This window comes from Bacillus sp. 2175, from assembly GCF_057812155.1.
Genome location: NZ_CM173819.1, coordinates 1,498,688 through 1,523,331, shown reverse-complemented (window position 1 = coordinate 1,523,331; position 24,644 = coordinate 1,498,688). Strand labels below are relative to the sequence as shown.

At 35.4% G+C, this 24,644-nt stretch carries 20 protein-coding genes and 1 other annotated feature; of the genes, 4 read left to right on the top strand and 16 right to left on the bottom strand.

From position 1 onward, the window contains the following. Positions 1 to 195 precede the first annotated feature (195 nt). Positions 196 to 636, bottom strand: a complete 441-nt coding sequence (locus tag ACXKY9_RS08250; protein ID WP_001048450.1) for a helix-turn-helix domain-containing protein — start codon at positions 634 to 636, stop codon at positions 196 to 198. A 210-nt stretch (positions 637 to 846) separates the two neighbouring features. On the opposite strand from ACXKY9_RS08250, the gene ACXKY9_RS08245 reads away from it, so the two are divergent. Further along, positions 847 to 2,006, top strand: a protein-coding gene (locus ACXKY9_RS08245; protein WP_087874946.1) for an IS3-like element ISBth8 family transposase whose coding sequence is annotated in 2 segments (ribosomal slippage) — positions 847 to 1,105 and positions 1,105 to 2,006 — 1,161 coding nt in all. Because the reading frame shifts where the segments join, the coding sequence is not laid out codon by codon here. A 59-nt stretch (positions 2,007 to 2,065) separates the two neighbouring features. Here the strand turns inward: ACXKY9_RS08245 and asnA are convergent. Both asnA and ACXKY9_RS08235 read right to left on the bottom strand, forming a co-directional pair. Further along, a complete protein-coding gene (gene asnA / locus ACXKY9_RS08240) occupies positions 2,066 to 3,049 on the bottom strand; it encodes an aspartate--ammonia ligase (protein WP_000284914.1) in 984 nt (327 codons plus the stop codon). Positions 3,050 to 3,119: 70 nt separating this feature from the next. Then, positions 3,120 to 3,378, bottom strand: a binding site (T-box leader). 131 nt (positions 3,379 to 3,509) lie between these two features. After that, a complete protein-coding gene (locus ACXKY9_RS08235) occupies positions 3,510 to 3,683 on the bottom strand; it encodes a hypothetical protein (RefSeq protein ID WP_002023845.1) in 174 nt (57 codons plus the stop codon). Between the two features lie 101 nt (positions 3,684 to 3,784). Here ACXKY9_RS08235 and ACXKY9_RS08230 point away from each other — a divergent pair, with 101 nt between their 5' ends. Continuing rightward, positions 3,785 to 3,919 (top strand): DUF3934 domain-containing protein, encoded by a 135-nt coding sequence (locus ACXKY9_RS08230; protein ID WP_000047588.1) that lies wholly within the window; start codon positions 3,785 to 3,787, stop codon positions 3,917 to 3,919. A gap of 98 nt (positions 3,920 to 4,017) precedes the next feature. On the opposite strand, the gene ACXKY9_RS08225 is transcribed toward ACXKY9_RS08230, so the two are convergent. From ACXKY9_RS08225 to ACXKY9_RS08195, 7 genes are all read right to left on the bottom strand, one after another. Further along, positions 4,018 to 7,212, bottom strand: coding sequence for a DEAD/DEAH box helicase (locus ACXKY9_RS08225; protein WP_000011051.1), 3,195 nt, complete (start codon positions 7,210 to 7,212; stop codon positions 4,018 to 4,020). 118 nt (positions 7,213 to 7,330) lie between these two features. Then, positions 7,331 to 8,263: a response regulator gene (locus tag ACXKY9_RS08220; protein WP_000500302.1), complete on the bottom strand. Its 933-nt coding sequence runs from the start codon at positions 8,261 to 8,263 to the stop codon at positions 7,331 to 7,333. Between the two features lie 2 nt (positions 8,264 to 8,265). Continuing rightward, complete coding sequence (locus ACXKY9_RS08215) at positions 8,266 to 9,564, bottom strand: sensor histidine kinase (RefSeq protein WP_002004878.1); 1,299 nt, start codon at positions 9,562 to 9,564, stop codon at positions 8,266 to 8,268. A 64-nt stretch (positions 9,565 to 9,628) separates the two neighbouring features. Beyond that, on the bottom strand, positions 9,629 to 11,341 hold the full coding sequence (malS, locus tag ACXKY9_RS08210; RefSeq protein WP_002100899.1) for an oxaloacetate-decarboxylating malate dehydrogenase: 1,713 nt from the start codon (positions 11,339 to 11,341) through the stop codon (positions 9,629 to 9,631). A gap of 75 nt (positions 11,342 to 11,416) precedes the next feature. Beyond that, a complete protein-coding gene (gene aspA, locus ACXKY9_RS08205; RefSeq protein WP_000224178.1) occupies positions 11,417 to 12,856 on the bottom strand; it encodes an aspartate ammonia-lyase in 1,440 nt (479 codons plus the stop codon). Positions 12,857 to 12,880: 24 nt separating this feature from the next. Next, the gene (locus tag ACXKY9_RS08200; RefSeq protein WP_000713291.1) at positions 12,881 to 14,152 is read right to left on the bottom strand and encodes a cation:dicarboxylate symporter family transporter; all 1,272 of its coding nucleotides are present in this window, start codon (positions 14,150 to 14,152) and stop codon (positions 12,881 to 12,883) included. Positions 14,153 to 14,541: 389 nt separating this feature from the next. Beyond that, positions 14,542 to 15,771, bottom strand: a complete 1,230-nt coding sequence (locus ACXKY9_RS08195; protein ID WP_001236345.1) for an IS110-like element ISBth166 family transposase — start codon at positions 15,769 to 15,771, stop codon at positions 14,542 to 14,544. Positions 15,772 to 16,247: 476 nt separating this feature from the next. Between ACXKY9_RS08195 and pyrH the strand changes: the two genes are divergently transcribed. Continuing rightward, a complete protein-coding gene (gene pyrH / locus ACXKY9_RS08190) occupies positions 16,248 to 16,991 on the top strand; it encodes a UMP kinase (RefSeq protein WP_001248061.1) in 744 nt (247 codons plus the stop codon). Positions 16,992 to 17,045: 54 nt separating this feature from the next. On the opposite strand, the gene cls is transcribed toward pyrH, so the two are convergent. Then, positions 17,046 to 18,257 carry a cardiolipin synthase gene (gene cls, locus ACXKY9_RS08185; RefSeq protein ID WP_000591912.1) on the bottom strand — a complete coding sequence of 404 codons (1,212 nt, stop codon included), beginning with the start codon at positions 18,255 to 18,257 and terminating at the stop codon, positions 17,046 to 17,048. A gap of 117 nt (positions 18,258 to 18,374) precedes the next feature. On the opposite strand from cls, the gene ACXKY9_RS08180 reads away from it, so the two are divergent. After that, positions 18,375 to 19,313: an esterase/lipase family protein gene (locus ACXKY9_RS08180; protein WP_001225400.1), complete on the top strand. Its 939-nt coding sequence runs from the start codon at positions 18,375 to 18,377 to the stop codon at positions 19,311 to 19,313. Between the two features lie 44 nt (positions 19,314 to 19,357). On the opposite strand, the gene ACXKY9_RS08175 is transcribed toward ACXKY9_RS08180, so the two are convergent. The 5 genes from ACXKY9_RS08175 to ACXKY9_RS08155 form a co-directional block, all read right to left on the bottom strand. After that, positions 19,358 to 20,503 (bottom strand): ABC transporter permease, encoded by a 1,146-nt coding sequence (locus ACXKY9_RS08175; protein ID WP_000651885.1) that lies wholly within the window; start codon positions 20,501 to 20,503, stop codon positions 19,358 to 19,360. Position 20,504: 1 nt separating this feature from the next. Continuing rightward, entirely contained in the window at positions 20,505 to 21,614 is a 1,110-nt protein-coding gene (locus ACXKY9_RS08170) for an ABC transporter permease (RefSeq protein ID WP_001020151.1), read from the bottom strand. Between the two features lie 37 nt (positions 21,615 to 21,651). Further along, complete coding sequence (locus ACXKY9_RS08165) at positions 21,652 to 22,590, bottom strand: ABC transporter ATP-binding protein (protein WP_001093830.1); 939 nt, start codon at positions 22,588 to 22,590, stop codon at positions 21,652 to 21,654. Between the two features lie 123 nt (positions 22,591 to 22,713). Then, a complete protein-coding gene (locus ACXKY9_RS08160; protein WP_000397685.1) occupies positions 22,714 to 23,814 on the bottom strand; it encodes a sensor histidine kinase in 1,101 nt (366 codons plus the stop codon). Positions 23,815 to 23,818: 4 nt separating this feature from the next. Beyond that, a complete protein-coding gene (locus ACXKY9_RS08155; protein ID WP_000694093.1) occupies positions 23,819 to 24,457 on the bottom strand; it encodes a response regulator transcription factor in 639 nt (212 codons plus the stop codon). Positions 24,458 to 24,644: the final 187 nt, after the last annotated feature.

Here is a 24,644-nt window from a genome sequence, read left to right as displayed (position 1 = left end):
AAGAAGTCTTTACTAAAGTAAAAATATTTGAAAGAAATTCTCGCTTCATAAAACTTAGATTTTGAACCCCGTCCTAGCTTTAGAACGGGGTTATGCTTGTTTGAACTTTTTAACACACTATCAACATCCTAAAATCATTATAAAACAATTCAATTACTTCTTATACTCTTTCCTAGGAAATATAACTGATTCTTCTCACCTCTTATCATATATATCTTTTCTTTTAAAAAACGATCTGAACTCATTCAAAATAACTTTCTTCACGTCAGAGTAAAAAACTATCATGAATAGTGCTATTCCTAATAAGATTTCTTGCATTCCTTCATAATCAACGAAAGCACTTAAAATTAGCAAACCACATCCAATATAAAAACCAAATTCATTTCCTTTCTCAAAATCCTCATCTTCTGCATCACTATGTATTTTCTTTTTGAAATCTTGATTCCCTTTTATCAACTCATCTAGCGTAACATTATACATTTCGCTCAGTAAAATTAAATTATCAATATCAGGATAACTTTTATCATTTTCCCATTTATATATCGCTTGCCTCGTTACACCAATCTTTTTAGCAACATCCTCTTGTGAAAATCCCTTTGACTCTCGTAGTTTTTTTAACTGTTCTCCTAAATTCATAACGTCCCCTCCTTTAACAAATTATTACATAAAAAGAGATATAAAAGAAAGAAACCATTAGTAAAATTCACTGTAAACCATTCGTTTACACAATAAAAAGAGAGGATAACTCTTTGAGCTACTGGTATTATCCCCTATAGGTAGAAAGTAAAAAAAGAGTCCATCTGATATGATGGACTCAATACTGTTTTATCTGGAGGGGATTTTTTTATGGCAAGAAAAGGACAATCATTTCAAAAATATACAGAAGAACTAAAGCGAGAAGCAGTTCGTCTTCGATTAGAAGAGAGAAAATCATTGCGAGAAATTCGTGAACAACTCGGTGTGAAGAGCGATGCCCAGATTATTGAGTGGGTAAAACGTGCGCAACAAGGGGAGTCCTTTGATGATCAACGTGGTGTCTGGAATCGAAAGAATTTTAATAGTCTAGAAGAAGAAAATGCTTATTTGAAGGCACAGGTTGAGTATTTAAAAAAGCGCAATCCAAATCTACACGGGAAGGAATGGTCCTAAAGAAAGAACGATTTTCTCTTATCGATTCATTACGCCAAGCCTATCCACTCCGATGGTTGCTTCAAATCGCGGAAGTTTCTAAGGCTGGCTACTATAAATGGCGGAAATATCATAACGTGCAGCGTTTACGTCAGAAAAGGGATATGTGGCATAAAGAACATATTTTATCTATTCATCGTCAGCACCCTTACTATGGGTATAAACGTATGACTCGTGCTTTGGCTCGAGAAGGAATGGTAATGAATCATAAACGTGTTCGTCGTCTTATGAGAGAGCTGGGTATTCAATCTATCATTCGAAAAAAACGTCCGTTTTATGGAAGAAAAACATCTGTGGTATTTAAAAATCATTTGAATCGAGAGTTTCAAGCTGAAAAGCAAAATCAAAAATTCGTAACAGATATTACTTATGTACGAATCGGAGAACAATTTGCCTATTTGTCGGCTGTGTTAGATTTATACAACAATGAAATTGTTGCCTGGAAGCTATCTTCAAGAAATGATTTAGATTTGGTTTTAACTACATTACGTCAATTAGAAGGGAAGTCATTAACTACTAAGCCCCTTTTCCATTCAGATCAAGGGTTTCAATATACATCTAAATCCTACGCAAAACAGTTAGAGAAATTAGGATTTGTCGGTAGTCATTCTAGACGTGGAAACTGTTTTGATAATGCGTGTATCGAATCATTCTTCTCACATTTAAAAACAGAGAAGTTGTATTTAGTGTGCCCAAAAACATATGAAATGGCCTACCGAGCAATTCAAGAATATATTCAATTTTATAATACAGAAAGATTCCAAGAAAAACTTCACGGCCTTTCCCCGATAGAATATCGGGAAAAGGCCGTGGCATAATACTCTTTTTATTTCTGTCTACTTGACAGGGAGATGACCACTACCCTCTCTCACTTCTATTAAAACAGATGAATGTTTTCTTTTTTACAAGCTGCACGTAAATCGTCAGGCCATACAGAAGATTGAACTTCACCGATATGAGCTTTACGTAAGAAGTACATGCACATTCTTGATTGTCCAATACCACCGCCGATTGTTAATGGTAGTACGTCTTCTAGTATACCTTTATGGAAATCATACTCACGTTTGAAGTCTTCACCAGTTTTCGTTAACTGCTCATCAAGTGATTTACTATCAACACGAATTCCCATTGATGATAATTCAAATGAAGATTGTAGTACTGGGTGCCAGAATAAAATGTCACCGTTTAATTTCCAATCGTCATAATCAGCTGCGCGTCCGTCGTGCTTTTCACCTGAACGAAGTGCATCACCAATTCCGATAATGAAGACTGCACCGTGTTCTTTCGCAATTGCATGTTCACGATCTTTCGGTGTTAATTCTGGATATTTATCTTCTAATTCTTGAGAAGTAACGAAAACAATTTCTTCCGGTAAATACTTTCCAAGGAACGGATATTTTTCAAATAAGTGATCTTCTAAATCTTTGAATATTCCATAAATTGTTTGTACTGTTTTTTGTAAGTAATCGACAGTACGCCATTCTTTTTGAACGATTTTTTCCCAATCCCATTGGTCAACGTAAATGGAATGCGTTGCATCAAGTTCTTCATCACGACGAATCGCGTTCATGTTTGTATATAAACCTTCACCAGCTTCATATCCATATTCATGTAATGCAAATCGTTTCCATTTCGCTAGTGAATGAACAATTTCTAATTCTTCTCCTGAATGTAACATATCAAATTCAATTGGACGTTCTACACCGTTTAGGTGATCGTTTAATCCTGATTTTTTCGTTACGAATAATGGTGCAGATACGCGGAATAGTTCAAGGCGTTTTGCTAATTGGTCCTCGAAAAATGTTTTAACTTCCTTAATTGCAATTTGAGTCTCTCTTACTGTCATTAATGATTGATACATGGTGGTTTCCTCCTAAAATGTTTGGATGTTGTGAAAAGAAGCCAACAAAAAAAGCCCTTCTTTCCCAAAAAACTGGGACGAAAGGCTTTGGTTCCGCGGTACCACCCAAATTAGCAACAGAGGTTGCTCACTTATACAATACGGAGATGAAATATCTCGATACTGTTCTTCTTGTAACGGCGAAGTTCCCGGCTAAGTCTACTTTCCTATAAAGGATTTCGGTTAGCAACTCCAGGAGGTTCTTCATAATAGGCTTCGTATCAGGCTCACACCACCCCTGACTCGCTTAAACTACGTCCTACTACTACTCGTCCTTTCATAGTCGTTTTGTTGTCACATCTCTGAAACATTTTATTAATGATTATTCTATACAAAAAATAAAGAAAGTCAACAAAAAGTTTTAAAATATTTTTCAATTCTTTATTTTACGGCTTTATTGATTGTTGTTAATTTAACATCTTTACTTTTTCTGCCTCGTCAATCCAAAAAATGTTTCACTGACCGAAACTAACGTATACACAATAATTAATGTGATCGTTCGGAATATAGAATCCGCAGTATTTCTTATTATTTTCATTTTCTTTATAATTCCTTTCAGTTTACTTGCAATTTCATGATATACTATAGCATTCAAGCAGTTTATTTTTACTTAAAGCAATCATAGTCATTTATAAAGAGTATTTTCTAAATCATTGACTATTATCAAATAAGATTTTTAAATAACGGAGTGATCATATGAGTAAAACGAAGGCAAAACCGAAAAAAGGTGTAGGACAAGGTACAGGAAGTAAAGGATGGAACCGTTGGCAATCAAGTGCAAAGAAAAAGGCAGCTGCAAAGCCATACAAAAGTAAAGGTACAAAGAAGTAATTTAAATAACATTTGATTTCTTTACTTTGCACAAAACAAAATATAATTATTACAACAAAAAGCTATGCTTTCACATGTGAAAGCATAGCTTTTTCATATTAAATCATTAAAATATCTCGTATTTCTTCCTCCGTGATGGATGCTAATTTTTCTTCTCCCGGCTCAATCACTTCAGCAATTAAATTTTTCTTACTTTCTTGCAGTTCATGCATTTTCTCCTCAATTGTTCCGTGGGCTACTAGCTTTATAACTTGCACTGTATTTTTTTGCCCCATTCGATACGCTCTATCGGCCGCTTGTTGTTCAACAGCTGGATTCCACCATAAATCGTATAATATTACTGTATCTGCACCAGTTAAATTAAGTCCGGTACCACCAGCTTTTAAAGAAATGAGAAATAGATCCCCTTCTCCTTCATTAAACCGATCGCACAGCTCTACACGTTCCTGCGCTGGTGTACTCCCGTCTAAATAAAAGTATGGAATTGCTTGGTGATTTAACTCACGACCAATAATGGAAAGCATCTTCGTAAATTGAGAAAAAATTAATATTCTCTTTCCTGTACTTCTACATTCCTCTAAAATCTCTAACAGTTGTTCAAATTTAGCTGAACTTCCTTTGTAATCATCAACAAATAAAGCAGGATGACAACAAATTTGTCGCAATCTCGTTAAACCAGCTAAAATTCTAATTTTATTTTTACGTAACGTATCTTTGTCTAAATGCTTTAACGTTTCTTCCCTGAGCTTCGCTAAATAAGCAGCATAGAGACTCTTTTGATCGGGTAATAACTCCGATGATTGTAAGTGCTCTATTTTCTCTGGCAACTCATTTAATACGTCCCCTTTTAATCGTCTTAATACGAATGGTTTCACTCGCTTCGCTATATCTTCACGCCTTAAATCACCGAACTCTTTTCTTCCTGGTAATAATTCTGGGAAGACGACATGGAAGATAGACCATAGCTCTTCTAATGAATTTTCTACAGGTGTACCCGTTAGCCCAAAACGGTATTCAGCTTGAATTGTTTTCACAGCTCTTGCCGTTTGCGTTGTAGGGTTTTTAAACGCCTGCGCTTCATCAAGGAATAGTGTATGAAATGGTCTTGCATACAATCTTATATCTCTTCTCAGTAATGGATATGACGTAATTACGACATCAAATTCCGTTATATCTTTCAAAATTTTCCGGCGCTCTGCTTGGTTTCCATCTGCAATAACTGCTCTAATATGCGGGGCGAATTTTTTCAATTCACTAAACCAATTATAAACAAGAGATGATGGTGAAACGACTAATATAGGTAGTTTCTTTTCTCGAATCTCAGGCAAAACAGAATCTATAAAAGCAATGCTTTGCAACGTTTTTCCAAGTCCCATATCATCTGCTAAAATACCGCCAAAACGGTAATGAGCAAGTGTTTTCATCCATTCGAACCCATATACTTGATACTTTCTCATTTCTGCATTTAAAGTATTTGGCACAGCAAACTTTAATTTTTTCGGGTTTTGAATGTTTTCTACTAACTCTTGAACAGAATCATCTAAACTTAAAACATTGCCTTCATGAAGTCCGTTCATCCATTTTACACTCCGAATAAGTGGAACATTTACCTCTTCTCCATGTAAAAATTCTTTCCGAATACCTGATTCTTTTATAAACTGATTAATTTCATTAAACTCTTTACTCTCTAGCGATAAAAACGAACCGTTCGCCAATCGATAATATTTACGTTTCTCTTCAAGGGCCGCTAATACACCTTTAATTTCTGCTTCTGGTATTCCTTTTATATCAAAACGAAATGACAACCAATCAATTCTTTCTTTTCTTCTCACTGTAATAAGAGGAACTGCATCCCCTTTATTAATTCGCAATTTGATTGCTGTCGTCGCATAAATATCAACTAAACCTTTTAATGTTGGCACGACGTGATATAAAAAGTTATACTCAGCTTCTTCATTATGCATAAAGTAACCGCCTTCTGTTTTTGCAAAGGCACTTTCACTCATAATGTCTAAAATCTCTTTTTCCTTTTTCTCATCACGATTAAAAACAGACGGCTGTCCATCCTCTTCTAGCGGATTAATCATGACGTTCCCATAGTGAAATTCAAGACCTGCTAATAAGCGACTTTTCACGCGGTCTAAATACAATTTCGCTTTTAGCGAAGGTGTTTCAACACGATCCGATATTACTTCATCAATGTGTACAGTTCCGAGCTTCATTAATCCTGGTACAACTTTCGCGACGAAATGTTCCATCTTACTTTCTGGAATATAAAACTGATTACTATTTGAGCGACTCATCATCTTTTGTAATTCAATAAGTCGCATACAATCTTCAATGTGTAAGTGATATAATTTCCCATCGTAAAGTGCATTGTTATACATATCCATAACTTGTACACGATTTAGACCATCTATATGAAGTGTAAATCCGCCATTATTTCCCTTCGTAAATTCAAAGTGTAACGGCAACAAACCTTTTGAAACTTGTAATCCCTGAAACAGTTGTTCATTTTGTTTCAGCTGTACATATTCAACTTTAGAAAGTGAAGAGAGCATATCCTTCCACGAAGCTGGCGGTATAAATATCATACTTTCATCTTGTTTCGCATGTACTTCTAGCGTATCTTCATACATTTTTTCATTATGATACATTTTAATGAGCTGCTGAATAATTGCATCCGTTTCTTGTTTAAAACTATGTACATCTGGTGTATATGTAAATTCATTTGAACAATGAAAAGATTCCCTTTTCTCCACCTTAGAAAGAAATTCTCTAATATGATTTATGAAATACACTTTGGCAAGTTTCAATTGAATTCCAAGAAGAGCCCCACCACTTCTCGTAGCTACTGGTGTACATATAAACTCAATATCTAATATTTCACGTGTATCAAAACGGTGTTGTTTACTTTTTGGCCTCAGTGGTTTGTCTGCAAACAGCTGAAACATACCACTTGTCAATTGATCATTTCTGTTACTAGTGGAGCTCATTCTACCTGTTTGTTGATTATAGTTTATTTGTATTAATACTGCTGCAACATGTTGACAGTACGTTTGAAAAGACGCTAATGAAGGACAACTACATTTTGCAACAACATCACCCTTTTTGGCTTTTGCTACTGTAACATGGAAATCCTCGTTCCCTTTTACTGTCGCCTCACAAATTTCTTTATTTTCATCGTACTGATCTATTATCACTTTATTTGATTTATAATAGGCTTCACCTCTTTTATATGAGGTCTCTCCGCACACTTCTTTAATAATCGATTTATTCAATGTGAAACTCATTGCTTTGACACTTCCTTAATATAAAACCATTTTCTCTTACTTAACATTTTACATGCTCCACGAGAAAATATAAAATGTTGATTTAACAAAAGAAGATGCTTATTTATAAGCATCTTCTTCACTCTATCTCCATCAACCTCTTCGCCTCAAAATACAACACTTGAATAAACTTTTTCGTATTAATTCGCGTATGACCAGAAGATGCGAGTTCATCTTTCGTCATTTCTGTCATCCGTTTTCTAACTACGGTAAAATCGAAAAATTTTGGAGCATAGCTTTCAAATTTTGGATTTGAAAAGTCTGTTAATCCTAAAGAAGCCAAATGATTTAACGACTGATAAATAGCTCGACGTACTCTTTGTTCAGACGCTTTTTTCTCTTTATCAATATCCGCCTCTAAAGCTAAATCCCCTAATTTTCTTATCGTAATATGATGGAAAATTTCTTTTAACGCAGGAAAGCCAAACTCAAATGTCTGTGCCTTTTCTTGACCATATAAATATTCCAGCATACTAAGTAAATCTTTACTTCCATTCTCTCCCGCAATACCGAGTTCTGATAGTAAAAAGCGCCCTAAATCCCCTATCTTTTTTCCTTCTTGCACTGGTTCAGTACGCAATTGCGGTTTTTCCCACTGAAACACGTTATTCAATGATTTTTGAATATCGTGTATAGAACGCTCCAATCTAATACGCTCCATCACTTTGCGTACAACAGATACAACTTCGATTTTATTTAATGGTTTTGTAATATAATATTCTACACCAAGTGTATATGCCTCACCTATAAGCTGCTTCGATTCCACTTGAGAAATCATAATGATTTTCCCCGTGAAAGTTGACGCAATGTGACGAACTGTTTCAATTCCGTCCCTCATCGGCATCAACAAATCAATAAATAAAATATCTACTTTTTTAAAATTTAGTTGATCCGCCTCAATAAAAGCTCCGTCATCCGCCTCACCAATTACTTCTCCAAGATCTCCATCTTCAATAATTTGCGAAAGCATCGAACGGAAAACTTCATCATCGTCTACGATATAATAAAACAAATCTATTCCCCTTCCCGCTTTAAACTACCCTCCGGTAAACAAACGATAAACTTACATCCTCTTTTATTTTCTCGGCCTTCTAATCTCACTTCTCCGCCTAGCTCTGTTACCATTTCATTTATGTAAGAAAGCCCAATACCAGTTGACGGTGTTCCCGTTTGATCATACTTAGAAGTAAATCCTGGCTTAAATACTAATTTCTTATATTTTTGTGCAATACCAGGTCCATCGTCAATTACTTCAAAAAATATATGTTGATCTCTTTTATATAGCTTAATAATAATGACACCTTTATCTTCAATTGCTTCAACTGCATTTGCAGCGAGGTTATTAAAAATTGATAGAACTGTATACACGTGGTATGCAGCATGCTCACCTTCTATATGTTTAGAAAAACGTATATCCTTTTCTAGCATTTCAGCATACTTCTCGTTTATTCTAACAATCATTTCTGCTAACTCATGTCCTTCTACATATTCAGCCACATTTTTATCTAATAACAGTTTAGATAATCCTGCAAATATCCTTTGATTATCCTTTTTTATTTCATGCACTTCCCCCGCTATTTTCAATGCTGTTTTACTACTTGAATCAGCGCTTACTTGTAAATTTCGATATAGTTGATATGCTTCTTGTGTAATTAACTCCGCATTTTGTAACGTCTTTTTCAAATGAACAGATTCCACATATAAATTAGAAAGATGCATTAACATATTTTCATTTTCTTTTCGAACTTGCGATTCTTTTAATTTCGTTTCATATAAATTCATCATATTTAAAAAACCAAGTGCAAAGAAACTACGAAAAATAGCAATAATGATGAGTTTATTTACTTCAGAAATCGTTATTGTTGTACCTAGTACTAACATGTGATAAAACGCAAGTTCTGACATACTTGCAACAATTTCAATTGAAATCCCAAGGCATCCAATAATGATTGGTTTCTGATGGAACTTATTTACCCTGCAAAGCGAAAAAAAACTGCCATAAATAAAATAATAGAAGAACACAGGATAACGCAAATAAAATGATTCTGTCATATGAAATGAACCTTGCATGATCCAGTCAAGACATACTCGGAATAAGACTACAGATATACCAACAAGAATACCTGCAACTCCTGCTGGTACTCTTCTTAAAAATAATAATAAAAAGAAGAATAGCGGTGTACCGAAGCTAACTCGAAACGTATCATTAAAGGGATGAAAGTTCAGCTCCCCAGCAATCGGAACAACGACCATTAATATAATTAAAAGGGACATATCTTTCTTCCATAATTGATTCCAATTCAAAGGTGACACTTCCTATACTTTTTTTCAGTAGTAAAAGCGAAAGCCCGCTTATTGTTATAAACGGGCTTTTTTTCTATATTCTAACCTTTTCTACCGCTTTTATTTGGCGATACTCTGGCTTCCACATTGCTTCTTTCACTGCCATCTTGATATCGTTATCACTTAAGTTCACTCTTGCAACACCTTCTGCAACTGCAACTTTAGCTACTTCAATTGCAACCATTTCTGAGATATTACGTAATTCTTCGACCTCTGGTAAAATAGGTGCTCCTGGCTGACTTGTATCTACCATACTTGCAACTGCTTCAGCTGCTGCTGCGAACATTCCATCCGTCATGACGCTTGCTCGTACTACAATTGTTCCAAGACCAAGACCTGGGAAAATCAGTGCATTATTTGATTGTCCAATCACATACGTTACACCGTTATATGTAACTGGTTCAAATGGACTTCCTGTTGCAACTAACGCTCTTCCTTCTGTCCACTCGATTAAATCTGCTGGTTTTGCTTCAGCAAGTGGTGTCGGATTCGACATTGGTAAAATAATTGGTCTTTCTACGTGAGAAGCCATTTCTTTAATAATCTCTTCTTTAAATGCACCTGCAACAGTAGATGTACCAATTAAAATTGTCGGTTTTACATGTTTCACAACTTCAGCAAGTCCGATCACATCATTTTGCTTCCACCCACTTACTTCTACTTCTTTTCTTGCGTACGGAATTTGGAAATCAAGAAGATCTTCCATATTATCTGTAACTAACCCGTTACGATCAATACACCAGAAACGCTTATATGATTCTTCTTCAGATACGCCTACGCGGACCATCGCATCTCTAACTTGATCTGCGATACCGATTCCAGCCGTACCAGCACCAAATACAACAACGCGGTGTTCACTTAGCGGTACACCAGAAGCTTTCACTGCCGATAATACTGCCGCAAGTGAAACTGCACCTGTACCTTGAATATCATCATTAAACGTACAAACATCATGACGATATTTATCTAAAATTTTTCGTGCGTTACGAGAGCTAAAGTCTTCCCAATGTAAAAGTGCTTTCGGGAATTGTTTGTTTACCGCTTGTACAAACGTATCAATAAATTCATCGTAAGCTTTACCTGTTATACGAGGGTGACGATTTCCAATATAAAATGGATTGTTTAATAGCTCCTCACGGTTTGTACCTACATCTAAAATTACCGGTAATACACGACTAGGATCGATTCCAACTGCAGCAGTGTAAACAGCTAATTTTCCGATTGCGATGTTAATACCACCAACGCCCCAGTCACCAATTCCTAATATGCCTTCTCCATCTGTTACAACGACTAAATCAATGTTCTCAGCTGTTGCACCGATATTCGTGAATGCTTCTTCGATACCTGATGGATCGTTAATTGATAAATAAACACCACGTGGTTTACGATATTCATGACTATATCTTTGAATTGCTACACCGACAGTTGGTGTATATACAATCGGTAACATTTCACGTAAATGATCTGTTAATATACGATAAAATAATACTTCATTTCGATCATGTAACGCAGTTAAGTATACATTCTTTAATAAATCATCCGGCTGAGAACTAAATTGTTCGTATGCTCGGCGTGCCTGTTCTTCTAACGTTAAAACCGCTGGCGGTAATAACCCTTTTAAACCTAACTCTTCTCTTTCATTTTGTGTGAAAGCTACCCCTTTATTTAAAAGTGGTGTTGATAATACTTCTGCTCCTCTTAATGTTGTTTCTAATGCGCCATTAGAAGCTACTGTAAACTTGCTCATAACATCCCTACCTCTATTCATATATAGCATTTCTATATTGTAAACAAAAAAGAGGGGATTGTCCCCCCTCTTCTTTTAATTTTTCTTTAAAAGAGTTGCTCCTGCAATCCCTGGGTGTGTCATTTCGAATGGATCTAGAATTAACTCTAAGTCTTCTTGTGACAATACACCATTTTTCACACAAAGTTCTCGAACGGATTGGCCTGTTGCAATTGCTTCTTTCGCAACGCGAGCTGCTGCTTCATAACCGATATGAGGGTTCACGGCTGTAATAATTCCTACACTTTTCTCAACATACTCTTTTAAGCGATCTTCATTCGCTTCAATTCCTTTTAAGCAATTATCTGTAAAGGCACGGAAACCGTTATTCATAATGCTAATCGATTGAAGTAAGTTGAAAACAAGTACTGGTTCCATCACGTTTAATTCTAATTGTCCTGCTTCTGAAGCAAGGCAAATTGTATGGTCATTACCAATTACTTGGAACGCAATTTGATTAATTACTTCTGGCATAACAGGGTTTACTTTCCCTGGCATAATAGATGAACCTGGTTGACGAGCTGGTAACATAATTTCCGCTAAACCAACACGCGGACCTGATGCCATTAAGCGAAGGTCATTCGCAATTTTAGACATATTCATCATACATACTTTAAGCGCTGCAGATACTTCAGTATAAGCATCCGTATTTTGCGTCGCATCTACTAAATCTTCTGCACCAACAAGCGGTAATTCACTAATTGCAGCTAAATGTTTTACAACTGCTTCAATATATTCTGGATCTGCATTTAAGCCTGTACCAACTGCAGTTGCTCCCATGTTCACTTCATATAAGTGTTGACGTGATTGCTGAATGCGTTTCATATCACGTTCAAGTACACGTGAGTACGCTTTAAATTCTTGTCCAAGGCGAATTGGCACAGCGTCTTGTAAATGTGTACGTCCCATTTTAATCACATGATCGAACTGTTCGGCTTTTAATTCAAATACATCATGCATATAACCCATCGTTTGTAATAAGCCTTCTAATGCATTTAACGTTGCGATATGAATCGCCGTTGGGAATGCATCATTTGTTGATTGGGCCATATTTACATGACTATTTGGACTAATATAATGATAGTCTCCCTTTTCCATTCCTAATAATTCAAGAGCACGATTGGCAATGACTTCATTTGCATTCATGTTCATTGAAGTACCCGCTCCGCCTTGGATTGGATCTACGATGAAATGATCATGCCATTTTCCATCAAGAATTTCTTGAGCAGCTTCTGCGATCGCACCGCCCTTGTTTAATTCCAATCTTCCTACATCTGTATTCGCAAGCGCTGCAGCTTTTTTTACAATTGCGAACGCTTTAATTAAACCTTCATGGATTTTGTATCCTGTAATTGGGAAGTTTTCAACTGCACGCATTGTTTGTACGCCGTAGTATGCATAGTTTGGTACTTCTTTTTCACCTAAAAAATCTTTTTCAATTCGAACACCATTTTTAACTTCAGTTAATGTTGCCATGATTATTCACTCCTTAACGATTTCTTATGCTGCTTTTGTTTCTTTGACTGTTTCTACATATTGTTTTGCTTTCTCATTATCGAATTCGCCTTCCCACTTCGACATAACAATGGCCGCTAATGCATTTCCTAATACATTGACAGATGAGCGAATCATATCTAAAATGCGGTCAATTCCCGCAATTAATGCGATACCTTCTAGTGGTAACCCCATTGAACCTAACGTTGCTAATACAACAACGAACGATGCACCTGGAACTCCCGCCATACCTTTGGATGTTAACATGAGAACGAATAATAACGTTATTTGCTCCGTTAGTGACATGTGCACACCGTACATTTGTGCAACAAACAATGCCGCTAACGCTTGATAAATAGCCGATCCAGTCAAGTTAAATGTATAACCTGTCGGAATTACGAAAGAGGCAACTGCCTTTGGACAACCGAACTCTTCCATTTTTCTCATTATATTAGGTAAAACAGCTTCTGAACTTGCTGTCGTAAATGAAAGAATCAATTCTTCTTTTAAAATTTTTATTAATGTAAAAATGTTTACTCCAACCATTCGTGCATTAATACCTAATACAATCACAACGAATAGTATAACAGTTACGTATACAGCTAGCACTAGTTTTCCTAGCGGAAGTAGTGTTGCTACACCAAATTTTGCAACCGTAACGGCAATTAATGCGAATACACCAAATGGTGCAAATTTCATAACTTGATTTGTAACCCAAAACATGGCTTCGAGTACGCCTTCAAAAAAGTTAAAGACAGGCTTTCCTTTTTCCCCAATTGCCGCAACTCCTAAGCCGAATAATACTGAGAAGAATATAATCGGTAATAGGTCACCTTGTGCAATCGATTCAAATACGTTTTTCGGTACAATGTGAACAATTGTCTCAGCAAAACCTTTCTTCTCTGTTGCATCTGCAGTTTGTTTATAAGAAGAAATATCACTTTGCTGTAAATTACTCATATCAACACCAGTACCTGGTTGGAATATATTCGCTGCAAGTAATCCCATTAAAATAGCAATCGTCGTAATAATTTCGAAATAAAGAATTGTCTTACCACCCAGTTTCCCAAGCTTCTTCATATCTCCTACACCAGCTACTGCAACAATTAATGCTGAAATAACAATTGGTACTACAATCATCTTAATTAAGTGAATAAATATATCCCCAATTGGTGTGATATAAGAAATCGCCGTTTTATTGCCATAAAAGACTGCCCCTACTACAATCCCTAAAACAAGCGCGACAAAAATTTGTGTTGCCAATCCGAATTTTTTCATTTATGTTCATCCCCTTCATGCGAACGCTTTCAATTTGAATTTATAAAAGCTACTCACACATCTTATAAGCGAACCTACAAAATCATACAAAAACCTACAAGTTCGTCACAAAAAATTCAAATATTTTTCTTCTTTTTTTCATTGACACCATTTTGTTAAAAAACGATAAAATAAACTTGATAAGTAATCAGATTGTTTCGTATAATCAAAAAGATATATACTTAAAACAAATCAAAATGAAAAGACCTGCGGTAGTATGTCAACTGAAAAACAAAAGAATTTTTAGTTATCAAAGGCCTATTTACTAAAAAAAGACATCACGAAACTAAACCAGTAACGTATGTAATTTACTGGAAATTAATTGAAAGGTAGCGATGACAAGTTTTATGTCACACTTTCACGCACCTTTCTGGCGTAAAGAGTTGGTGACTACGTAGTAGCGCATCCACCAATCGCACAAGTTTTCTTGCGGTTAGAACGAGTGCACGTTTGTGTTGATGTTTTGGTACTTCATTATATTTTTTTACGTAATATTCTTGATAATCAGATACGTGCCTTCTTACTGAGTTGGCGGCTTCAACTAAGTAATACCGCAAGTAATGATTTCCATTACGGGATAACGAAGTGTTTTCTGCGGTGAATCGACCAGACTGGTGCGTACGCCAATATAATCCGGCATATTTTGCTACCTTGGTTTCATCATCAAATCTTTCGATTTGACCAATCTCAGCGATAATACCGGCGGCGAATACAGGACCAATTCCAGGAATGGACTCAAGTGTTTGCGTTAATCCAGCCATGATTCGCTTAATGGATTTTTCTAGTTCTTTGATTTGCTGTTGATAGGTACGAATCACCGCAATTGATGTTCCTAGAAGAACATCGATTGAGTCTTCTACGACCTTATCCAAACGATAGGAAGAGCGAACAGCCTTTTGAATGGTCGATGCGATACATTTTGGGTCACCGAATCGGTTTTTCCCTTTCTTTTGTAGGAACTCAGCGAGTTCCTCTAAAGGCATGTCAGCTAATTCTTCTAGACTGAATTTTTCAAGAAACAGTTCCATCATGGCGTTGCCAAAGATAGAAGAATCCACTTCTTGTGAGAACGTATTACATTTATAACTTAGGTGTTGGAGAAAATGTTGTTTTTCCTTTGTCAACATTCTAACGAGCTGATAACGAGATCTTGTTAATTGCTGGAGTGCCACATACTGACTTTCTTTTACGATGGACATTTGATTCCGTCCAAATCGTAAGTAATCAGCGATGACAAAGGCATCAATCTCATCTGTTTTATCCATGTCAGAATAGCTTTTCTTGAAATTTGCAATTTGTTTTGGATTCATCAGAAATACCTTTGCCCCAAACCGTTGTAAGTCTTCATCATAATGAAGAAACATAGATGGATGAAAACTATAAACAGATGTGGATTCTAGACCGATTTTAAAAGTTTCAATTTCTTGGTTGGCTATACACTGTAACACTCGCTCTTTGAGCGCTGTGGCACCTGGCAAGTCGTTGTTGACCGAAAAGGAATCTAGCTTTTTCCCTTCACCATTTAAAATACAAGCTTTTATATCAAACGAACTTACATCTAAACCAACAAATAATCTCATGTAAGAGACCTCCCTTCTATTTAGAATCATTCCTCGGACGTCTCGAGATATCTCTAGTGTGCACGCCGACCAACAACCTCGTGTATGAGAGCTAGTCCTGAATCGAAAGCCGCCCTAGAGCTACTAACATCTAGGTTCGAGGGTCAGGCTGCTCAGCCTGCGAGTAGGGAGTCCCGCACGTTCACTGAGAAACACTCTTAATTATGTGGTAAGTCCACAGGAGCGGTAAGAATTGTCCCAAATGATCCTAAGACCATTATCTAGAAATATCTTGAGACGTCCAAGAGTTATTTTACAGGTCTCTCATGAAAGTAAAAAAATTAAGTTTAAACATACTATACGAGGAGTGGATGTTATGAAAAACTATACAAAGCAATTCGTCCTATCTTCTTCTTTTCTTTTTCATTTTCTTAAAAAGGAACAAAGGCATTCGCCTTTGTTCCTTTTTTATTGCGATCTATATAGGGGGAATTGTTATGAGGCCATATAAACGTGTCTTAATTAAATTAAGCGGCGGTGCACTTGCCGATCAAACTGGAAATAGCTTTAACTCCAAACGATTAGAACATATCGCAAACGAAATTTTATCCATTGTTGATTTAGGTATCGAAGTATCCATCGTCATCGGTGGCGGTAATATTTTTAGGGGGCATCTAGCTGAAGAGTGGGGAATTGATCGCGTAGAAGCTGATAATATCGGTACACTAGGTACGATCATTAACAGCTTAATGCTTCGCGGTGTTTTAACAAGTAAAACAAATAGAGAAGTACGCGTTATGACGTCCATTCCATTTAATGCAGTAGCTGAACCATACATTCGCTTACGTGCAGTCCACCATTTAGATAACGGCTATATCGTTATCTTTGGAGGCGGAAACGGGCAACCGTTCGTGACAACAGATTATCCAAGTGTACAAAGAGCTATTGAAATGAATAGCGATGCCATATTAGTCGCAAAACAGGGTGTCGATGGCGTTTTTACAAGTGATCCGAAGCATAACAAATCAGCAAAAATGTACAGCAAACTAAACTATAATGATGTCGTTAGACAAAATATACAAGTCATGGATCAAGCGGCATTACTGCTTGCCCGGGACTACAATTTACCAACGCATGTCTTTAACTTTGATGAGCCTGGAGTCATGAAAAAAATATGTTTAGGTGAACATGTGGGGACGTTGATTAATGATGATGTTACGATGCTTGTGCATGAAAAGTAATGATTTCCCACCAAAAAAGGGTGCCTTTTGTAGGCACCCTTTCCTAATTCATCATCACAAATAGAACTCAACCAATCCCGCCACTTTCTCCTTACAACGCTCCCAAAAAGATAACTTTTCAAAAAACTCTTTCGTCATTTCTTTCGAATCATGAAAATCCTCTGTTAACGCCTTATTAACTTGTCCTACAATAGGACCACCATAAATATAAAAATTCATTTCATCATTTATATTGAAGCTACGCGAAGTAAAGTTTGTTGTACCAATAACGGTTAATTCATTATCAATAAGCATTAATTTGCCATGGAACATTCCTTTTTTATACCCATATACAGTAATCCCATTATTAACAGCTTGACGTATGTATGGATACGCCGCTTCTTTTATAAGAGGTAGATCTGGTTTATATGACCAAAGTATTTTTACTGTAACACCACGCTTTTGTGCTGCGATTAAAGCATTCATGGACTCTTTATTTTTTGCTATAAAATACGGCGTTGCAATTACAATGGAGTGCTGAGCTTGTTTTATGAGCTCTATATATTTTTCAGCAACGTAATGCCCATTGTAACTAGTCATAGTATGTAATGTATTCCCTTTACTAGCTTTATTCGTACTCCTCTTTATCTCTTCTTTCGTATCTCGTTTCCAATCTAAAGCGAATTGCTGTTCTAAATCTTTTGCTCCTTCTCCTTTAAGCCGTACATGATAATCACGCCAATATCCAAATCGCTTATCTTTCCCTAAGTACTCATCTCCTATATTAAATCCGCCTGTATAGCCAATCTCCCCATCAATCGTCGTAATACGGCGATGATTACGATGGTGAAATGAATAAAATCCGAATGGCAATGCAGGTTTTCTACTATATGTAAAATGCACACCACTTTCCCGTAATTCATTTATCATCTTTCTTTCAAATGATAAATCATTAATGCGATCAACTGATAAATAGACGTTTACTCCTTCTTTTGCCTTCTCTTTTAATAAGTTTAAAAAAGTATGACTACTTTTATCATCCGACAAAATGAAGAAATAAGTGTAGATGGAGCTTTTCGCTTTTTTAATATCTTCAAATAGCTGCTCATATAATGATTTCCCTTCTACATATAATTGAAAATCACTATAATGAGGCGCATACTCTGTCGGCATGTTTTTTCCAGCTTCCATTTTCCTACCTAAGGTAACATCGATATGCATACAAATTAAAATAAAAACGAAAATAGCAATAATAATAGAAGTAACTCTTAATATTTTTTTTATCATTTTGGTTTCCTTCCAATCATATTCCTTACTATTTCGTAGTGTTTCATTTAAATATGTTTTCATACGAAATGTATTTCTTATTTTTATTGATACTGAACAGTTAAAGGAGATACGAATATGAGAAAAGGAAAAACTCCTATTGTTTTTATCCCAGGTCTTTTCGGTTCAATGAGCAATATTATTATTCCCGGCACTGGTAATTGGAGTTTTGGACTTTCTGCATTTGTTTACGAACCATTCATCATGATGCTAGAAAGTATGGGGTACGAACGAAATAAAGACTTGTTCATCTGTTTTTATGACTGGCGGCAGCGTATTGTTCTTTCTACACAAAAATATTTATTACAAACGATTGCTTATGCTAAAAAGATTACAGGTTGCGATAAACTAAATTTAATTTGTCATAGTATGGGCGGCCTTCTTGGACGTTCTTACGTTCAAAGTGACGAATATAAAAATGATGTGAATCAACTTATAATACTCTGCACACCAAACGCTGGATCTCCACCAAATTATAGTTATTGGACTGGAGGCAGTCTCCCTATCCATGCCTCTTCTAAAATAAATATCGTTCATTTTTATATGGAACAATATATTTGTTACTTAAGCATCTTACATAAAATCAATAAAGTTGAGGCGATACACATTTACTTTCCAGGATTACAAGATGTTATTCCTTGTAAAGATTACGGAAATTATTTATTTATAAAATCCGACTCTTCTATTACATTTCTTCCTTATAGTAAGATGAAAACGAAAAACCCTTTCCTCGATATATTAAATACAAATAGATTTATTATACAAAAAAGAAATATTGAAACGACACTCATTGCCGGAGATGGAGAGGAAACAACTCAATATTTACAAGTCGTCCCTTCACATTCCAAACTGAAATGGACAGACGGCAAAGTCGTCGGTGATTTACTTACAAAACATGGTGACGGTAACGCTGTTCTACATAGCGTTTTTCTTCTAGAGGGAAATAAATATGTTTTGCATGCTTCACATAACGAAGTGCTCTACAAAAGCATTCCTATACTACAAAAGATACTCTAAGTTTCAAACAAAAAAGGTATGGCATTAAGCCACACCTTTTCACATTAAACAAAATTTCTCGCGTCATTATTTCTTCCAAACTTATAAATAGCAATTAAGAAGAATGCAATTGCGAAAGCGAATAAAATTAAAATGTTTAAATACAACTCCGAGAATGGTATTCCCTGCTGCAGTTTTGATATCGTATCTAACAACCAGCGCTGCGGAAGAAAATTAGCTACTTTTTGTACTGCACTTGGCATAATGTCATATGGGAAATAACATCCAGCAAGTAAGCATGTTGGTACAATGATCATATTTTGCATCGCATTTGCCGATGCTGAGTTTTTCGAAAAAGCTACAAGGACTAATGATATTCCAATTGCGATTAATGCAAATAGCATTAGTACGCCCATCATCACTATGAAAGGCATATTGATATTCGTATGAAAAACATTCGTTAGGAATAGGATTGTAATCAAAATTTGTACTGTTAGTATTATGATATTTACTCCGACATTAGATAATATAAACTTCTTCCCATCTATCGGCGTTGATAATAGTCTAAAGTACGTTCTATTCTCTTTTTCTTTTAAAATATGACCTGATAAGTTCGCTGCTGAAAACAGCATAAACATAATAAGGTAACCCATCGTTTGATTTGTCATATCTTTATTTTTCGAAGTATCTTCTAGCGTCTCAGTTTTCATTTTAAATGAACTTTTTTGATACCCTGCGTACATATTGTCGAATGTGCTTTGATCTGTTCCGGCTACTTTACTAATAGCTGCTATATTATCAATATAATTATATAAATATGATTTTATAAATCCTGTTACTTGATCACCTTTAATCGATGAAATTTCAATATGCTCTGGTTTCCCTTCTCGAACACTTTTTGAAAAACCAGAATCTAATGTAATAACTCCATCAAGTTTTTTGGAAGTGAGTTTATCTTCTATTTGAGACTCCTTAACCTTACTCACATTCACATGATTTAATCCTTCTAAAAACTTTATCGTATCATTTGCTATCGGCTCATTTTCTTTATTTACAATCCCGATATTTAACGTTCCTTGCCCTGCATTTCCGTATATCGAGAAGGAAATGAGCGTCCCTATTATCGGCAAGCTAATTATAATTAGTAAACTTTTTTTATTTTTCAAAAGCACAGATAACGTTTTTTGTATGAGCCATAAAATATCCTTCATACTATAGCCCCTCCCGTCTACGTAATGCAATAATTGCAATTAATAAAAAGAGTGCTGAAATTCCAATGTTTAAAGAAATGACTGGTAGTGCTGCCCCTACATCATTTGCATAAATAATTTTCATAACAGCTGTATTTGCCCAAGTTAATGGCGATAAATTCGTAACGAAATTTTCTTCTACTACGAAATATGCACCTCCAAAAATAGAAGCTAATTGCACAACAACCATAATAATTGCCCTAGACGCTTCAGCTGTTTTCGTGATATATCCGATTCCTAAACCGAAGCTAATTGCTAGAAAGACTTGTGTTAATAAAATAAGAAATATGATTCCAAGATGGTCGCCCCAATTCGCTTGAAAAACAAATTTACTAAATAACATGACGAGTAATATGCACAGGGCATTTGCTACTAGGCTACCAAGTACTTTTCCAATGAATATTTCAGCTTTACTTATAGGTGCAGCAATGAGACGATCTCCTGTTTTACGTATTCGTTCTCCTCGAATTAAAGAACTCGCTCCCATCGCAGCATACAGTGCAATCATCGTTGTCATTACAACCGCGTAGTAATCCATAGAACCTGGTTTTTTCGCAGCTTGTAAAGATGTTTCTTTTATATAATCATTATGGTTTCCGTTTGAAATAACTGTGCTCACCTTAGTAGGATCTACTTTTGCAACTTCGACCGCTACATTGTACTTATCAACAAATGTTGTAAGCATTCCTTCCACAATACTCCCCTCAATACTACTTTTGTCACTTCCGTAAAATTTTGCACCATCTTTATTTAACTCTACATAAGCAGCATATTTATTTTTCTTCACTTCTTCTTTCCCATCTATACTGCCGGAAGCTTTTTTAAAATGAATACCTGATTTATCCACTTCTTTCGTAAATGCTGCAAATGATTGAGAAAACGTGCTACTCGCTTCATCTTTATATAGCACTTGTATATCTTTAATCGAATGACTATCACTATTAAATGCGTTGGTTAACGCTGTTCCTAACACAAGCATAAGTACAATCGGAAATGCTAACATAAAAACTAAAGTTCTTACGTCTCTGAAATCTCTTTTAATATGCATAATTGCAATATTGAAGATGTTCAATTGATGAACCTCCCTTTACCTTTTCTTCATTTACCTTTTATTTATCTCGTAAGTTTCTTCCGGTTAACGTAAGAAATACTGTTTCTAAGTTTGGAGCCTGCTCCTCTAACGAACGAATTTCAATGTCATGATTAATGAAATGCTGAATAATTTGATTTAAATTATTTAATCCTGCATCCGAGTTTACCTTGATTACGTTCTCTTCAATTTGAACAGCTTTCACACCGTTTATCTCTTTTAACTTTTCTACATCTAAATTTTCTACTGACTTCACTTCAATCCAAATATCTTTCGTATCTGTAATAATCGCTTTTAACTGTTCTTTCGTACCTTCTGCAATCACTTTACCATGGTCGACAATTGCGATTTTCGTACAAATCTCTTCTACTTCTTCCATGTAGTGGCTCGTGTAAATAATAGTGCTTCCCATTTCATTTAACTTCCGGACAGACTGAAGAATATAGTTTCTTGACTGCGGATCAATTCCAACTGTCGGTTCATCCATAATAATTAACTTCGGTCTATGTGCAATTGCACAAGCAATATTCAATCTTCGTTTCATCCCGCCAGAAAAGTTTTTCGGATAACTTTTATGTTTATCGCTAAGCCCCACAAATTGCAGTGCTTCCTCCACTCTCGCTTTTAGCTCAACTCCTCTTAATCCGTACAACCCAGCAAAGAATTTCACATTTTCATAGGCAGTTAACTCTTCATAAATCGCAATATCTTGCGGAACGATACCGATATTCATCTTCGCAAATCGGTTATGTTTCTTTATATTTTTTCCTAGTATGCTAATTTCGCCTTCATTACTTCTTAACAAACCAGCAATCATATTAATCGTTGTACTCTTACCAGCACCATTCGATCCTAAAAAGCCAAATATTTCTCCTTCTTTAATAGATAAAGACATATTATCAACTGCGATGAAATCACCAAATTTTTTCGTTAAATTTTTAATTTCTAATGTATTCATCATTTCACCCCTATTTCGGTTTCTCTGCTTTTAGTATAAACAAAAAGAATGAACCTGCTCAGTGCAGAAGTTCATTCTTTTCACATGAGATTATTCACTTTTTTCATATGAGATGATTCATCCTCATATCGGCAACAACATTGTTACTGCAAAACCACTTGTTCCATCTACAATAATTTTTCCGTTTACTGACGCTGTTCGCTCCTCCATCCCCATAATCCCGAGACCTTTCTTAACGAGAACCGCACCTTTTCCGTTATCCTTCACTTGTACTTTCACCATCTTGTTAAGTACATGAATATCAATTGAGATGACTGTCGCATCAGCATACTTCATCGCGTTCGTTAATGCCTCCATAACATTTTCACCAATAATTTTCCACTGTATCGGAGAAATCATATCTAAGTTCCCTTTATAAACGAAAGGAATATTCACATCATTCTTACCGGCAAATTCCTCTATGAATAATTTCATACGATGAATACCAATTTGCTCAGTTGGTGGCTTCATATTTTTCAATGTAATGCGAATACTTTCAATTCCATCTTTTGAAATGTGAATTGCATTTTGTAATAACTCCGCAGATTTTTTTTTATCTATTTCCATTAACCTCTTTGCTGCCTCCATTTGAATAAGTGCACCCGTCATCGAGTGACCAATTTTATCATGAATTTCTTGCGATAACCGATTTCTCTCTTCTAGCTTAAATGTGTATTCAGATTGTCTTATGTACTCTTTATTTTCATGTAAGCTTTTCGTAAGTCGTTGCATATCTTTTCGCATCTTATCATTTTGCGATTCAAGCTTTACTACACGCGATATATATCGATCTGCAATAGTTAAAACGAGAAAAGAAAATGCAACAATTAATCCATAAGTCATTCGAATACTTTCATCTGCAATCGTAATTGGGAGCATCATAACGACAAAGCGTGGCCAATTCTTTTCTATGTAATAGAATGTAATTTCGTATAAGTTCAAAGATAAAAACAAAATAAAAAATGGATGAACCCTCCATGTAAATAACATAACTACGCCAATGGATATACAGATTAATATTTTTTTATACGTATCTTTTTTAAATATAGAAATCATTACGTTTACAGAAAGGTAAATAAGTAAAGTAAATATAACCCACGGTAAATTTGCTACATTTGCGTAAATATAACTGAACACAATATATAAAAAGACAATTAATTTACTTACAGTTAACCAAAATTCCATATCATTAATCTACTTTCCCTGTTAAGTAATAAATCGCAATTTGTGTGCGATGTTCAAGTCCAGTTTTCCCTAAAACTGACGTAATATAATTTGCAATTGTTCCCTCAGATATAAAAAGCTGTTTCGAAATTTCTTTATTTGAGAAACCTTTTGCAATTAATGCGATAATACTAAGCTCCCTTTCTGTGAAAAGGCTCTTATCAATTTTACATTCTTCCTCTTTACTTTCCATTAAATTAGACTTAATTTTATCGAGGACAACATCTTGCATAACAGTTTGACCGTTATATACTCCTTTTATCGCATCACGAATACGCTCCGGATCGTTATTTTTTAATAAATAACCTTTCGCTCCGTTTTTTACTGCATCCAAAATATATTCATCATCATCAAACGTCGTTAAAATAAGCGGTTTTGTTTTCGTCTCTTCACAAATGAACTTCGTCGCCTCTACACCGTTCATATTTGGCATACGAACATCTAAAAGAGCAATATCAACTTCATGCTTTTTACAATACGCTACAGCTTCTTCCCCATCATTTACAGTATCTACTACTTCAAACTCTTCGTATGTATTTAAAATAATTTTCATACCTTCTCTAATAAAAGAGTTATCATCTGCTATTAATATTTTAATTTTCATGTTTGTTAGTATGGACCTTTCCCTACTAACATTCACATCCTTTCTCCGTGTAACATTTCCTACTTGCTCATTATATACTTCTCTTTACCATTTTTTCACACCTTTTTTCATCTAGCTCTCCCGCAAAAAATATATTATTCTTTTTTTACAAAATGTGTAGGGTGACTTATCATTCTTTACGTCTATA

Coding starts and splice junctions, on each gene's coding strand:
- ACXKY9_RS08250 (WP_001048450.1), bottom strand. CDS start 636: ATGAATTTAGGAGAACAGTTAAAAAAACTACGAGAGTCAAAGGGATTT.
- asnA (WP_000284914.1), bottom strand. CDS start 3,049: ATGTATCAATCATTAATGACAGTAAGAGAGACTCAAATTGCAATTAAG.
- ACXKY9_RS08230 (WP_000047588.1), top strand. CDS start 3,785: ATGAGTAAAACGAAGGCAAAACCGAAAAAAGGTGTAGGACAAGGTACA.
- ACXKY9_RS08225 (WP_000011051.1), bottom strand. CDS start 7,212: ATGAGTTTCACATTGAATAAATCGATTATTAAAGAAGTGTGCGGAGAG.
- malS (WP_002100899.1), bottom strand. CDS start 11,341: ATGAGCAAGTTTACAGTAGCTTCTAATGGCGCATTAGAAACAACATTA.
- aspA (WP_000224178.1), bottom strand. CDS start 12,856: ATGGCAACATTAACTGAAGTTAAAAATGGTGTTCGAATTGAAAAAGAT.
- ACXKY9_RS08200 (WP_000713291.1), bottom strand. CDS start 14,152: ATGAAAAAATTCGGATTGGCAACACAAATTTTTGTCGCGCTTGTTTTA.
- ACXKY9_RS08195 (WP_001236345.1), bottom strand. CDS start 15,771: ATGAGATTATTTGTTGGTTTAGATGTAAGTTCGTTTGATATAAAAGCT.
- pyrH (WP_001248061.1), top strand. CDS start 16,248: ATGAGGCCATATAAACGTGTCTTAATTAAATTAAGCGGCGGTGCACTT.
- cls (WP_000591912.1), bottom strand. CDS start 18,257: ATGATAAAAAAAATATTAAGAGTTACTTCTATTATTATTGCTATTTTC.
- ACXKY9_RS08180 (WP_001225400.1), top strand. CDS start 18,375: ATGAGAAAAGGAAAAACTCCTATTGTTTTTATCCCAGGTCTTTTCGGT.
- ACXKY9_RS08175 (WP_000651885.1), bottom strand. CDS start 20,503: ATGAAGGATATTTTATGGCTCATACAAAAAACGTTATCTGTGCTTTTG.
- ACXKY9_RS08165 (WP_001093830.1), bottom strand. CDS start 22,590: ATGAATACATTAGAAATTAAAAATTTAACGAAAAAATTTGGTGATTTC.
- ACXKY9_RS08160 (WP_000397685.1), bottom strand. CDS start 23,814: ATGGAATTTTGGTTAACTGTAAGTAAATTAATTGTCTTTTTATATATT.
- ACXKY9_RS08155 (WP_000694093.1), bottom strand. CDS start 24,457: ATGAAAATTAAAATATTAATAGCAGATGATAACTCTTTTATTAGAGAA.